This window comes from Curtobacterium sp. HSID17257, assembly GCF_003989515.1.
Classification (GTDB): domain Bacteria; phylum Actinomycetota; class Actinomycetes; order Actinomycetales; family Microbacteriaceae; genus Curtobacterium.
The window spans coordinates 1-12,969 of record NZ_RBLU01000094.1 but is presented as its reverse complement, the minus strand read 5'-3'; the positions used below and the strand labels follow the sequence as shown (position 1 = coordinate 12,969).

The following is a 12,969-nucleotide window of genomic DNA, read 5'->3' as shown; positions in this document are numbered from 1 at the left end:
ACACTATTCCGAGTGAACTATCTAGGCAGCACACAGAGTTACACATAGGGGCACACTCTATCCCTACCCGACTGTCTTCCGATCTGACCGCCGTCACCGAGACCGTGAAGGTGGCCAAGGTCGACAGGTCCCCGCCGACCACGCCGCAGCCCGGCGCGAGGGCGTCCACCGCGGCACGCACCCCGTCCGCGAAGGACTCGAGCACCGCGACCGGGGTGTCCTGCGGTGCGGCGAGGGCGATCACGAGCCCGCTCGGCGTCGCGCCCATCGCGGCGACGTCGGACAGGTTCGTCGCTGCGGCCTTCCACCCGACGTCGGCCGGCGTCGACCACGCCCACCGGAAGTCCGGCCCGTGCACCATCATGTCCGTCGTGACGACGAACCGGCCGTCCGGCGCCGCGACCACCGCGCAGTCGTCGCCGGGGCCGAGCACCGGCGCGCCCGCGGGCAGCCGGCGGACGATCCGGTCGAGGACGGCGAGCTCCCCCACCTGTCCCACGGTCGGTCCTGCCCAGGCGTCGTCCATCTCGTCCACGTCCGCAACGGTAGCCTGGACGTCGATGGACACCGTGCGCCGACCCCTCCGCTGGACCGCGATCGCGGGCGTCGCCGTGGCACTCGCCGCCGGGCTGACCGGGTGCACGAACGCCGTGTCGATGGCTCCCGCGCCGTCGGCGGACAGCGCAGCGTGCGCCGCCGTGCAGGTCCGGCTCCCCGCCACCGTCGGGAACGACCTGCCCTTGCGCGAGACGAACGCGCAGTCGACCGCCGCGTGGGGCGACCCGGCCGCTGCGTTGTACCACTGCGGTGTCGCGGTGCCGACGGTCTCCGACCTGCCGTGCTTCAGCCAGGGCGGCGTCGACTGGATCCGCGACGACCGCGGCGAGCAGGTCGTCTACACGACGTTCGGCCGCTCCCCCGCGGTGCAGGTCGTCATCGACTCGGCGAAGACGACGAACCAGGTCGTGCAGGACCTGTCGGACGTCGTGTCGATCCTGCCGGAGGACGGACACCGCTGTCTCGACCCCTCGGACGTGCAGGGCTGACCCCTCGACGTCCCGCACGGCGCCGGTCGTCAGCGGACGGCGACGCGTCCCAGCTCGATGAGCTCGGTGACCAGCTCGCCGTAGGAGACCCCGGACGCCGCCCAGCAGCGCGGGTACATCGACAGCGGGGTGAACCCCGGCATGGTGTTGACCTCGTTGACCACGAAGCCGTCGTCGGTCAGGAAGCAGTCGACGCGCGCCAGTCCGGCGCCGCCGATCGCCTCGAAGGCACGGGCACCGACGGAGCGGATCGCCGCGGTCTCGTCGTCGGTCAGGGGCGCGGGGCAGAGGAGCGCCTCGTCGCCACCCAGGTACTTCGACGCGAAGTCGTAGAAGCCGTCCTCGGCGACGACGATCTCGCCCGGCAGGCTCGTGCGCGGGACACCGTCGCGACCCTCGAGCACCGCGACCTCGACCTCGCGGCCGACCACGCGCGGCTCGACGATCACCTTCGCGTCGTGCTCGAACGCCAGGTCCATCGCGGCGGCGAGCTCCGCCGGCTCGTCGACCCGCGAGACCCCCATGCTCGAGCCGGCGCGGGCGGGCTTCACGAAGAGCGGCCAGCCGTGCACCGCGACGGAGTCGGCGACGGCGTCGGGGTCGGCGGTCCACTGCCGACGCAGGACGGTCGTCCAAGGGGCGACCCGGAGCCCGGCGTGCTCGAGCACGGCCTTCGCGGTGTGCTTGTCCATCGCCAGCGCGCTCGCCAGGACGCCGTCGCCCACGTAGGGCAGCCCGGCGACCTCGAGGAGCCCCTGCACCGTGCCGTCCTCACCGAACGGTCCGTGCAGGATCGGGAACACCACGTCGACCGCGATCGTCGTGACCGCCCCGTCCGGGTGCGAGATGACGAGCTCGTTCGTCGCGGGAGACGTCGGGAACGCCACGCGGGTGCCGTTGTCCGGCACGACGGGCAGTGCCCCGTCGCGGAGCGCCCACTGCGCGGGGTCGTCGGACTGGAGGGTGAACGCGCCGTCCTTCGTGATGCCGATCGGCACGACCGCGTAGGCCGACCGGTCGACGACGTCCATGATGCCGCCGGCCGTCACGCAGCTGATCTCGTGCTCGCTGGACCGTCCACCGAACAGCACGGCGACGGTCGTGGGGGCGGGAGCGATCGTGGGCATGGGAGTCCCCTCGGGGGTCGGGAGCGGACCGGTCACTCGCCCTGGGGCTCGTCGGTCTCGGTGAGGTGCGGCGCGATGTTGCGCGGGTCGAGCCTACCGGCGAGGACCTCGGCCACCTGGCCGACGATGGGCATGTCGACGCCGTTCGCCGCCGCCAGCTCGAGGATCGGGGCGACCGACGCCAGTCCCTCGGCGGTCTGGTTCATCTGACGGACCACCTCGTCGAAGCGGTACCCCTGTCCGAGCAGCCGACCCGCCGTGTTGTTCCGCGACAGCGGTGACTGGCAGGTCGCGATCAGGTCACCGAGTCCCGCGAGCCCGGACAGCGTCGACGGCTGCGCACCGAGCGACACCGCGAAGTGCGTCATCTCCGCGAGGCCGCGGGTGATGATCGACGCCTTGGTGTTCTCGCCGTAGCCGACACCGTCGACGATGCCGATCGCCACCGCGATGAGGTTCTTCAGCACGCCGCCGAACTCCGTGCCGATGACGTCGGTGTTCGTGAACGAACGGAAGTACGGGTTCGTGGCCACCGCGGCCACGGCGATGGCGGTCTCGAGCGACGTCGACGACACGACCGCGGCGGTCGGCTGTCGGCGGGCGATCTCGAGCGCCAGGTTCGGTCCGCTGGCGACGGCGATCCGGTCCCGGTCGATGCCGAGGCCCTCGTGCAGGACCTCGCTCATCCGCTTGCCCGTCGCCTTCTCGACGCCCTTCATCAGGCTGACGACCGGGACGCCCTCGGGCAGCAGCGGCGCGATCGCGGCGAGGTTCGAGCGGAGCGTCTGGGACGGCACCGACACGTAGACCTGCTCGGCGCCGTCGAGCACGGCGGACATCGAGGTCGACGCGGTCAGCGTGCGGGGCAGGTTGATGCCGGGCAGGTAGTCGGAGTTCCGCTTCGTCTCGGTGATCTCCCGCGCGACCTCGGGCCGACGGGCCCAGACGACCGTGTCGGCGCCGCCCTCGGCGAGCACCTTCGCGAAGGTGGTGCCCCAGCTGCCGGCACCGATCACGGCGACACGCGGCTTGTCGGTGGACTGCATGACCACGCGGATGGCCGCGGTGTCGACGGCCCCGGGGGCGGCGACGGCGGGGTCCGGGTGGTCGTCGTGCGGGCGCAGGCCCGGGCGCTCGTCACTCAAACTTGCCGGTCTCCTTCTGGTTGTTCGCGGCGGGGTCCCACCGGGTCGCCGGTGCCTGCTCGCCACGGAGCTCCTCGAGCAGCTCGGTGATGCGCTGCATGAGGAGGTCGGTGGCCTCGAGCAGGGTCTTCTGGTCGAGCGGCCTGCCGCGGAACGCCGACAGGTCGACGGGGTCACCGACGATCACGTCGACGCGCGACGGCGGGAACAGACGCAGCTTCTTCGCGTACCGCGCCATGATCCGCTGGGTGCCCCAGTGGGCCATCGGGATGAGCGGGACGTCGTTCTCGAGCGCGATCCGCACCGCGCCGGTCTTCCCGCGCATCGGCCAGAGGTCGGGGTCGCGGGTGAGCGTGCCCTCGGGGTAGACGATGATCGCGCCGCCCTGCTCGATGACGGACTTGCCGCCACCGAGCGGGTCGTTCAGTCGCGTCCGCCCGGAGCGCTCGACGGGGATCTGACCCATGCCGGCCATGAGCTTGCCGACGACCGGGACGCGGAAGATCGACGCCTTCGCGAGGAACCGCGGCGCCCGGCGGGACAGCCAGACGGCCGTGCCGACCACGAGCGGGTCGATGTTCGTGAAGTGGTTCGGGGCGAGCACGAAGGCGCCGCCCTCGGGCAGGCGCTTCGGTCCGTGCCAGTGGTACCGGGCCGTGAACCGAAAGACCGGGATCACCACGGAGGCGGTGATGCGGAAGGCGGTGTTCAGCTCGCCGCGCCGCCACCGCCGCCCCGGGTTCGGGAGGCCCGTGGTGACGTCCGAGGCGGACGCGCGCCGCGCCTCCAGGCCGTCACCCGTGCCGCCGTCGTCGCCGCCGGCCGCGCCGCCGCCCGTCACGCCGCTGCCCGTCGTGCCAGCCACGTGCCTAGCCCGCGAAGTCGAAGTCGGCGCCGAGCTTGCGCAGCTTCGGGATGAAGTGCTCGTAGCCGCGGCTGATGATGCCGACGTTCGTGATGTGCGACTCGCCCTCGGCCGTCAGGGCCGCGATGAGGTGACTGAAGCCGCCGCGCAGGTCGGGGACGCGGACGTTCGCCGCGTGCAGCGTCGTCGGGCCGGTGATGACCGCGGCCTGCTCGAACGGCCGGCGGGCGACACGGCGGTCGTGGCCCGGGAGGCCCTCCTTGTGCACCACGATGTCGGCACCCATCTCGTTCAGGGCGTCGGTGAAGCCGAACCGGTTCTCGTAGACGGTCTCGTGCACGACGCTCGTGCCCTCGGCCTGGGTCAGGGCGACGACGAGCGGCTGCTGCCAGTCCGTCATGAAGCCGGGGTGGACGTCGGTCTCGACGACGACCGGGCGCAGGGTCTCGCGCTCGCGGTAGAAGCGGATGCCGTCCTCCTGGATGTCGAACCCGCCGCCGACCTTGCGGAAGACGTTGAGGAACGTCATGAGGTCCTGCTGGTCCGCACCCTCGACGAAGATGTCGCCGTTGGTGGCGAGCGCGGCGGAGGCCCAGCTGGCGGCCTCGTTGCGGTCGTTGATCGCGCGGTGCGTGTAGCCGCGGAGCGACTCGACGCCCTCGATGAAGATGGTGCGGCTCGGCTCGACCGTGACGATCGCGCCCATCTTCTGCAGGATCGCGATGAGGTCCATGATCTCGGGCTCGATCGCCGCGTTGCGCAGCTCGGTGACGCCCTCGGCCAGCACCGACGAGAGCAGGACCTGCTCGGTCGCGCCGACGCTCGGGTACGGCAGCTCGATCTCGGCGCCCTTGAGACCGTTCGGAGCCGTCAGGTGGATGCCGTTGAGCTGCTTGTCGACCACTGCCCCCATCGCGCGCAGGGCGTCGAGGTGGAAGTCGATCGGACGGTCGCCGATGCGGCAGCCGCCGAGGTCGGGGATGAAGGCCTCGCCGAGCTTGTGCAGCAGCGGACCGCAGAACAGGATCGGGATGCGGCTCGAGCCGGCGTGCGCGTCGATCTCGGCGAAGTGCGCCGACTCGACGTTCGACGGGTCGAGGATGAGCTCGCCTCGTGCAGGGTCCGTGATCCGCACGCCGTGCACCTCGAGCAGGCCGCGGACGACCTTCACGTCGGAGATGTCCGGGACGTCCTTGAGGATCGACGGGGTGTCGCCGAGCAGCGAGGCGACCATCGCCTTGGTCGCGAGGTTCTTCGCGCCACGGACCTCGATGCGTCCCACGAGCGGCTTGCCGCCCCGGATGACGATCTCGTCCGACTTGAGGCCGACGCGGGCCCCTGCTGCTGCTGCGTCCTGTACGAGGGAGTTCACTACTTCACCGGCAATGTCTTCGGCCGCCATCGGGAGCGGCGGGATTCGAACTCCGTGATCGAGGACTCGTCACGGAGGGTGAGCCCGATGTCGTCGAGCCCTTCCATCAACCGCCAACGAGTGTAGGCGTCGATCTCGAAGGCCACGTCCACCGCGCCGAGCGACACGCGCTGCGTGACCAGGTCGACGGTCGCCTGCACCCCCGGCTGCCGCTCGATCTCGGCCCAGAGCGCCTCGACTTCCGGTTCGGTCACGATCGCGGTGACCAGGCCCTGCTTTCCCGCGTTGCCCTTGAAGATGTCCGCGAAACGACTCGACACCACGACACGGAACCCGAAGTCGCGGAGCGCCCAGACCGCGTGCTCACGGCTCGACCCGGTGCCGAAGTCCGGTCCGGCGACGAGCACCTGCGCCCCCTGGTACGCGGGCTGGTTGAGCACGAACTCGGGGTCCTGGCGCCACCCGGCGAACAGGGCGTCCTCGAATCCGGTCTTCGTGACGCGCTTGAGGTAGACCGCGGGGATGATCTGGTCGGTGTCGACGTTCGAGCGCTTGAGCGGCGCGGCGATCCCGGTGACGGTGGTGATCTCGTCCATCAGTTGGCTCCTTCAGCGGTCGCTGCCGTCGCGGCGTCGTCGGTCACCGATGCGATCGCATCGTCGGTCTCCAGGTCCCACGGGCTCGACAGCGTCCCGCGCACGGCGGTCGCCGCGGCGACGAGCGGCGAGACCAGGTGCGTCCGTCCACCCTTGCCCTGGCGGCCCTCGAAGTTGCGGTTCGAGGTGCTGGCGCAGCGCTCCCCCGGTGCGAGCTGGTCGGGGTTCATGCCGAGGCACATGGAGCAGCCGGCGAACCGCCACTCCGCGCCGAAGTCGGTGAACACCCTGTCCAGCCCCTCGGCCTCGGCCTCGAGCCGGACCCTGGCGGACCCCGGCACGACCATGACCCGCACGCCGTCGGCCTTCTTCCGCCCCCGGATGACCGACGCGAAGGCGCGGAGGTCCTCGATGCGCGAGTTCGTGCAGGACCCCATGAAGACCGCGTCGACCGCGATGTCCTTCATGGGCGTGCCGGCCTCGAGGTCCATGTACTCCAGCGCACGCCGCGCGGCGGCCTGGTCGTTGGGGTCGCTGTAGCTCGCGGGGTCCGGGACCGTCTCCGACAGCGACACGCCCTGACCGGGGTTGGTCCCCCAGGTGACGAAGGGCTCGAGCTCGTCGGCGTCGATGAATACCTCGGCGTCGAAGACCGCGTCGTCGTCGGTCGCCAGCGTGTCCCAGTAGGCGACGGCGTCGTCCCAGTCCTCGCCGGTCGGCGCGTGGTCGCGGCCCTGCACGTAGTCGTAGGTCGTCTGGTCGGGGGCGACCATGCCGGCGCGCGCACCGGCCTCGATCGACATGTTGCAGATGGTCATGCGGCCCTCCATCGAGAGCGCACGGATCGCGGAGCCGCGGTACTCGAGCACGTAGCCCTGCCCACCGCCGGTGCCGATCTTCGCGATCACCGCGAGGATGATGTCCTTCGCCGTGACGCCCGGGCGCAACGTGCCCTCGACGGTGATCGCCATCGTCTTGAACGGCTTGAGCGGCAGGGTCTGGGTGGCGAGGACGTGCTCGACCTCGCTCGTGCCGATGCCGAACGCCATCGCGCCGAACGCACCGTGGGTCGACGTGTGCGAGTCACCGCACACGACCGTGATGCCCGGCATGGTCAGGCCGAGCTGCGGGCCGACCACGTGGACGATCCCCTGCTCCTTGTCGCCGAGCGAGTGCAGGCGAACACCGAACTCGGCGCAGTTGCGGCGCAGGGTCTCGATCTGGGTGCGGCTCGTCGGGTCGGCGATGGGCCGGTCGATCGCGAGGGTCGGGGTGTTGTGGTCCTCGGTCGCGATCGTCAGGTCGAGGCGACGCACCGGGCGGCCGGCCTGGCGGAGGCCGTCGAACGCCTGCGGGCTCGTCACCTCGTGCACGAGGTGGAGGTCGATGTAGAGGAGGTCCGGGGTCCCGTCCTCGCCCTTGACCACGACGTGGTCGTCCCACACCTTCTCGGCGAGCGTCTTTCCCATCGGCTCGGCCCTTCCTCATCGACGTTGCGGTACCGCTCTCGCGGCTCGGTCCGGCGAGTCTAGCAGGTTGGTATACCAACGCGGGTCGCGACGGACGGGAGGCGCGGGTCCGCGCCGCCACGCGCCTCCCGTCCGGGACGGGCGTGCGTCCCACGCGACGTGCCGTCTCCGCGACACCCGTCGCGGTGGGAGGATGGGAACGACATGACGACAGCTGCGCACTCGACCCGGACCACCAACCTCGAGGGCGCGGCCCGTGCCGCGATCGCCGGCGGCGCACCGCTCGCGCTGCTGATCGCCCTGGGCATGCCCGGCTACGCGGCCTTCGCGATGTTCGCCGGCTTCACCGCGATCTTCGGTGCGACCGAGCCGTACCGGCAGCGGATGGTGACCACCGGTGTCGCCGGCGCCCTGCAGGCAGCGTGCATGTTCGCCGGCCTCGCGGTCTCGCTGTCGGGGGCACCGCTGTGGCTGCAGGGGGTCGGGCTCGTGGTCGTCCTGGTGGTCGCGGTCTGCACGCTGAGCACCCTGCAGACCATCCCGGCCCAGCCGATCTTCCCGGTGTTCGCGTTCTGCGTCTCGGCGCTCGTGCCCGTCCGTCCCGCCGACCTGCCCCTCGTCGCGACGATCATCGTCGGCTCGATCGCCTGGGCGTGGCTCGTCGCGATGTCCGGCGCGCTGATCCGACTCGTCCTGCACCCGCGAGCGCCCCATGTGTTCCGCCCGATCGCACCGCGGAAGCACCGGTCGTTCGCGATCCTGCGCAGTGCGGCGCTGTGGGAGACCGTCGGGCTCAACGTGGTGGGCGCCGTCGTCGCCGGAGCAGTCGCCGAGACGATCCCCTGGCTCGGACACCCGTACTGGGCGGTCATCGCACTGGTGTCCACGCTGCCGGCGATCCGACAGCGGCACACCGTGGTCCGCGCGGTGCAGCGGTTCGTCGGCACGATCGGCGGCACCGTCGTCGCCGTCGGCATCCTGCTGCTCGAGCCCTCGGTGTGGTGGATCGTGGTGATCGCCGTGGTCGGCCAGTTCTTCGCCGAGATCTTCGTTGCGCGGCACTACGCCGTGACGCTGCTCTTCCTCACGCCCCTCGCGCTCGCGGTCTCCTGGCTGAGCGTGCCCGAGGCCCCGGAGCTCCTGGCGGTGGACCGCATCGCGCAGACGCTGCTCGGCGCGCTCGTGAGCGTCGCCCTGCTGGGCGTCGGCCGGGCGATCGAGCGCCGGCGCGGCCGGGCGCTCGGCGCGACGAGCGCGATCCGCACCGTCTGACGCGGGGCGCGGAGCGCTCTGGCGCGCGCACAACTGCGAGCACGTCGCGCCGCGGGATCACGTGGCGCGACGTGCCCCCAGTGGTGCGGGAGCACGTCGCACCAGCGGGCAGCCGCCGGACGGGAGGCGCGGAGCCAGCCCGCACCGCGCCTCCCGACCGCAACCGGGTCGCCAGCAACGCGCACAACTGCGAGCACGTCGCGCCACGGAACCACGTGGCACGAAGTGCCCCGCGTTGTGCGGAAGCACGCCGCACCAGCGGGCGTCAGTCGCGCGGCGCGACGTTCCAGGAGTCGATGACCGGGCGGCCGTGCTCGTAGCCGAGCGAGCTCACCGTCGCGGTACCGAGCTTCAGCACGGCGCCGTCCTGCGGAGCCAGGCGGATCCACGCGGCGCCGAGGGCGCGGAGCACGTGTCCGTGCGCGACCACGATCGCGTCGTCCCCCTCGGCGAGCACCGGCCGGACGCGGTTCAGGACACGCTCGACGCGGACCCGGACCTCGGCGGCGTTCTCGCCCGGGGTGTCGCCCGCCGGGACCCCGTCGGTCCAGAGGTCCCACGGCCCGTGCCGCTTGACCTTGATCTGCGGGGTGGTCAGGCCCTCGTAGGCGCCGTAGTCCCACTCGTACAGGTCCTCGTCGAGCTCGGGGTCGACGAGGACCTGTTCAGCGGTGTCCCGCGCACGCTGCAGCGGGCTCGAGAGCGCGAGCGCGAAGGTGCGGTCGGCGAGGTACCGGCCGGCGCGCTTCGCCTGCTCGATGCCGTTCTCGGTGAGCGGGATGTCCGTGCGGCCGGTGTGCTGTCCGCTCTTCGACCACTCCGTCTCTCCGTGGCGGACGAGGACGAGTTCGCCGGGTCGTTCCGAGGTCATGTGTTCCTTCCGATGAGCAGGCCGAGCGCGGCTGCGCCGACCGAGACGACGAGCATCCCGAGGCCGTTCAGGACGGCGGTCCGGGTCTTGCCGGATCGGAGGAGCTGCACGGTCTCGACGCTCGCCGTCGAGAACGTCGTGTACCCGCCCATCATGCCCGTCCCGAGCACCGCGACCACCGGCAACGGCAGCGCACCCGACTCACCGGCACCGGTGATCAGTCCGAGGACGAGCGACCCGGTGACGTTGATGACGAGCGTGCCGAGCGGGAAGCCGCCGAGCACGGTGCCGCCGATCCGGCCCTTCACGAGTCCGTCGAGCCAGAACCGCAGCGCCGCACCGACGCCCCCGCCGAGGGAGACCAGCAGCAGGTCGAGCGCGCTCACCGCGAGTCCCCGGTCCAGGAGCGCCGGGCGGTGCGGGAGCGACGGACGGTCCGGGAACGACGGGCACCGGCAACCCACGCTCCCGCCGCCGCGGCGACGAGCCCGAGCACGACCGAGAGCAGCGCGTACCCGCTGCCGGCTCCCCACCGGCCGACGTCGAGCAGGCGGGCCGTGTCGTCGGCGAGGGTCGAGTACGTGGTGAAGCCGCCGAGGATCCCCGTCCCGACGAACAGCCGGAGCGCCCGACGCCGACCGGTGTCCGGCCCCGCGTGCGCCAGCGACTCGAGGAGCAGCCCGAGGCAGAACGCCCCGACGACGTTGATGGCGAGGATCGTCCAGCTGATGCCGTCCACGGCGGGGAGCGCGGCAGCGAGCGCCGCACGGACGCCGGTGCCGATCGCGCCGCCGAGCGCGACGAGCCCGAGGTAACGCCAGCGCAGGTGTGGGGGCCGGTCAGCGTGGGTGGTCACCCGGCCAGCCTGGCACGACCGGACCCGCGGGAGCGCGTTCGCTGCCCACGGGACCGGTCCCTGCGCGCTCGTGTGAACGGACCCTCAGCGTGCGATCGGGTTCGGCATGCGCCCGGCCCGGATGAGCGAGTCGGTCTGCGCCGACAGGTCGACCATCTGCAGGGTGTTCCGCAGCTGCAGTCGGTTCAGACACGAGTGCTCGAAGTCCGGCGCCCGGAGGTCGATCGGTCGCGCCCGTCCCGCCGCGGCGCCGTCCACGCAGGAGCCGACGAGCCGCCAGAACACACCGCTCGGCAGGACCCCGTCGTCGTCGAGGATCGCCGCGAGGTACCGGAGCACCCCGTCGAACACGTCGGTGAAGACGCCGAGCGCCGCCTCGTCGTCGTCGACCGGGTGCACGATCCGCTCGATCCCGGCGGGCACCGGGACGTCCCCGACGACCACGACCTCCTCCCCGATGTCCTTCATGAACACGCGGGACACCGCTCCGTCGCGCAGCACGAGCACGAGGTTCTCGCCGTGCGGCATGAACAGCAGCTGGTGCTCGGTGAGGCAGTGCACGACGGGGCGGAGGTACGCGTCGAGGTACCGCTCGACCCACGACGCGGCGTCGAGCCCCGACTCCGCGACGAGCGCAGCAGCCACCGACCGCCCCCGCGCGTCCCGGTGGAGCAGCGCCGCCATCGTGATCGGCCGCTCCCCCGGCTGCAGGCGCGGCACCGGGCTCTCCCGCCAGAGCGCCGCGAGCATCTTCCGCTGCGGTGCGCCCTGCTGCGCGGGCACCGACCCGATCCGGTGCCAGACGTCCCCGGTGTACCCGATCGCCGCGTGCTCGCGCAGCACCCCGAAGCCGGCGTCGGCCAGGACCGGGTCGGCCTCGACGAGTCCCGCGACCCAGTCGTTCACCGCGGGCGCGGTCCGCATGTACGCGGGAGACATCCCGCGCAGGAACCCCATGTTCTGCACGGCGAGCGCCGTCTTCACGTACGACCGCTGCGGGTGCGAACGGTTGAAGGCGGTGCGGATCGACTGCTGCGGCTGGTGGTCGTCGGGGCCCTCCCCGAGATCGACGAGGTCCTGCCGCCCGAGGTCCGGAGCGAACGTGACCGCGATCCGGTGCTGCCACTGCCACGGGTGCACCGGGAACCACGTGTACTCCGCGGGGTCGAGGCCGCGTCGGCTGAGCACCTCGTGGAAGCGCGAGACCGTCGCCGCGTCGAGTTCGGCGTCCCAGTGCTGCTCCTCGGTCCGGTCCGCGGCGAGCGCCAGGTGGGTGTGCTCCCGCCGGGCGGCGAGCCACCGGTACCGGAACCGGCCACCCGACTCGGGAGCGTACGCGCGGTACTCGTCGAGCCCGAACCCGATCCGCCCGTTCGCCGCGACGAACGCCGGGTGCCCCTCGGTCATCGAGGCCTCGGCGTCCTGGAACCCCGCGACGACGTCACCGTCCGACCGTCCGCGGGCGAGCTGCGCGGCGGAGGGGCCACCGCGCCGGTGCTTGGCCGCGGCGCTGGCGAGCGTCGACGCGATCTCCTCCAGGTAGGTGCCGAGCAGTGCGTCCGGGATCCCGAGCTGCTCGTGCAGCGCGAGCACGAGGTCCTGCGCGTCGAGCGGCGCCGGACGGCCTGCACGGGTGCGGGTGATCGAGGCCTCGTCGACGACCCAGTGCTCGAGCGTGTGCACCCGTGCACGGAACCGGTAGGTCGAGTCCCCCGCGTCGAGCACCCACCCGGGGCCGTCGGATCGCGGGGTGGCCAACCGCTCGTGGGTGAACTCGGCGATCGCCTTGGCCACGAGGTGCCGCTCGGCCGGTCCCAGGTGCTCCGGTCGCAGGTGTGCCGCAGGACCGTCGTCGTCGGGCTCCCCGATCCGCGCGGTGTCGAGGACCGACAGCAGCGCACGCTTGCCGTCGACGTCGACCACGCGGAGCGCGCGGAAGCCCACCTCGGCGTTCTTCCGCTGCACCGCCGTGTTGCGGACGTCCGGTTCGACGACGACCCGCCGCGCACCGAGGGCGTCACGGCAGTGCTCGACCACGGCCCGCATCACGGCGCTCGTCAGTCCGTGCACGCGGCCACCCGCCGCCGGCGGTGGTGCCACGAGCAGGTGCATGCCGACGTCGTCGGGCTGGGCGTCCCACACGTCGGTGAGCAGCACCACCGCCGGGTCGTACGTCTCGGCGTACGCGATCGGCTCGCCGTCCCGCCGCAGCACCCAGCCCGCCTGCGCGGGGTCGTCGTGCACGGACCGCAGGTACGACCGGACGGCGTCGACGTCGTGGTCGGGCATCGCCCACCACGAGGACGCCGGGTGGGCGAGCCACGACTGCACGACGGCGGCGTCGCCGTCA

General features: G+C 72.1%; 13 protein-coding genes. 2 read left to right on the top strand and 11 right to left on the bottom strand.

The window, feature by feature from the left end; translation table 11 throughout:
- On the bottom strand, window positions 1–526 hold a 526-nt coding region (locus D8M35_RS12790), incomplete at its 3' end, for a thiamine-monophosphate kinase (protein WP_174234748.1).
- Window positions 527–560: 34 nt separating this feature from the next.
- On the opposite strand from D8M35_RS12790, the gene D8M35_RS12785 reads away from it, so the two are divergent.
- Window positions 561–1,046 carry a DUF3515 family protein gene (locus D8M35_RS12785; RefSeq protein WP_126892203.1) on the top strand — a complete coding sequence of 162 codons (486 nt, stop codon included), beginning with the start codon at window positions 561–563 and terminating at the stop codon, window positions 1,044–1,046.
- 29 nt (window positions 1,047–1,075) lie between these two features.
- Here D8M35_RS12785 and D8M35_RS12780 read toward each other — a convergent pair whose 3' ends face one another.
- From D8M35_RS12780 to leuC, 6 genes are all read right to left on the bottom strand, one after another.
- Window positions 1,076–2,173, bottom strand: a complete 1,098-nt coding sequence (locus tag D8M35_RS12780) for a D-alanine--D-alanine ligase family protein (protein WP_126892202.1) — start codon at window positions 2,171–2,173, stop codon at window positions 1,076–1,078.
- Between the two features lie 32 nt (window positions 2,174–2,205).
- Window positions 2,206–3,219, bottom strand: coding sequence for an NAD(P)H-dependent glycerol-3-phosphate dehydrogenase (locus D8M35_RS12775; RefSeq protein WP_126892205.1), 1,014 nt, complete (start codon window positions 3,217–3,219; stop codon window positions 2,206–2,208).
- Window positions 3,220–3,310: 91 nt separating this feature from the next.
- Entirely contained in the window at window positions 3,311–4,183 is an 873-nt protein-coding gene (locus tag D8M35_RS12770) for a 1-acyl-sn-glycerol-3-phosphate acyltransferase (protein ID WP_238638226.1), read from the bottom strand.
- 4 nt (window positions 4,184–4,187) lie between these two features.
- Complete coding sequence (gene murA / locus D8M35_RS12765; RefSeq protein ID WP_126892201.1) at window positions 4,188–5,555, bottom strand: UDP-N-acetylglucosamine 1-carboxyvinyltransferase; 1,368 nt, start codon at window positions 5,553–5,555, stop codon at window positions 4,188–4,190.
- Window positions 5,555–6,151 (bottom strand): 3-isopropylmalate dehydratase small subunit, encoded by a 597-nt coding sequence (gene leuD / locus D8M35_RS12760; RefSeq protein ID WP_126892200.1) that lies wholly within the window; start codon window positions 6,149–6,151, stop codon window positions 5,555–5,557. The genes murA and leuD overlap by 1 nt, the downstream gene beginning before the upstream one ends.
- Entirely contained in the window at window positions 6,151–7,620 is a 1,470-nt protein-coding gene (gene leuC / locus D8M35_RS12755; protein WP_126892199.1) for a 3-isopropylmalate dehydratase large subunit, read from the bottom strand. The genes leuD and leuC overlap by 1 nt, the downstream gene beginning before the upstream one ends.
- A 204-nt stretch (window positions 7,621–7,824) precedes the next feature.
- Between leuC and D8M35_RS12750 the strand changes: the two genes are divergently transcribed.
- Complete coding sequence (locus D8M35_RS12750) at window positions 7,825–8,892, top strand: FUSC family protein (RefSeq protein ID WP_126892198.1); 1,068 nt, start codon at window positions 7,825–7,827, stop codon at window positions 8,890–8,892.
- A gap of 265 nt (window positions 8,893–9,157) precedes the next feature.
- Here the strand turns inward: D8M35_RS12750 and D8M35_RS12745 are convergent, their stop codons facing one another.
- The 4 genes from D8M35_RS12745 to D8M35_RS12730 form a co-directional block, all read right to left on the bottom strand.
- Window positions 9,158–9,763: a histidine phosphatase family protein gene (locus D8M35_RS12745; RefSeq protein WP_126892197.1), complete on the bottom strand. Its 606-nt coding sequence runs from the start codon at window positions 9,761–9,763 to the stop codon at window positions 9,158–9,160.
- Window positions 9,760–10,149, bottom strand: a complete 390-nt coding sequence (gene crcB, locus D8M35_RS12740; protein ID WP_126892196.1) for a fluoride efflux transporter CrcB — start codon at window positions 10,147–10,149, stop codon at window positions 9,760–9,762. The genes D8M35_RS12745 and crcB overlap by 4 nt, the downstream gene beginning before the upstream one ends.
- Window positions 10,146–10,619 (bottom strand): CrcB family protein, encoded by a 474-nt coding sequence (locus D8M35_RS12735; protein ID WP_126892195.1) that lies wholly within the window; start codon window positions 10,617–10,619, stop codon window positions 10,146–10,148. Before D8M35_RS12735 ends, crcB begins: the two co-directional genes overlap by 4 nt.
- A gap of 84 nt (window positions 10,620–10,703) precedes the next feature.
- The coding region (locus D8M35_RS12730) for a GNAT family N-acetyltransferase (RefSeq protein ID WP_126892194.1) at window positions 10,704–12,969 on the bottom strand (2,266 nt) is incomplete at its 5' end.